The sequence below is a fragment of the Chromobacterium alticapitis genome, assembly GCF_002924365.1.
Lineage (GTDB): Bacteria > Pseudomonadota > Gammaproteobacteria > Burkholderiales > Chromobacteriaceae > Chromobacterium > Chromobacterium alticapitis.
Genome location: NZ_PQWB01000164.1, coordinates 30234 through 30452, shown reverse-complemented (window position 1 = coordinate 30452; position 219 = coordinate 30234). Strand labels below are relative to the sequence as shown.

Below are 219 nucleotides of genomic sequence, written 5' to 3'. Positions count from 1 at the left end.
CAGGCCGGCCAGCTTCAGCGTGCGGTTCAGCGCCGCCAGCTGCGTGGTTTGCGCCTGCAGCACTTCGCGCGCGCTGTTGTTGGCGGCCAGCGAATCCAGCGCGTCCTTGAACGCGGTCTGCACCGTCTTCTGGTACTGCGCCAGCGCCTGCTCCTGGCCGGCGCTGGCGGCGTCCACGTTGTAGCCGGTGGCGCCGAAGTTGAAGATGGGCGCGGCGGC

1 protein-coding gene is annotated in these 219 nt (G+C 70.3%); it reads right to left on the bottom strand.

The genetic code is table 11. The features are described from left to right. On the bottom strand, positions 1 to 219 hold a 219-nt coding region (locus tag C2I19_RS20375), incomplete at both ends, for a TolC family protein (RefSeq protein ID WP_158253785.1).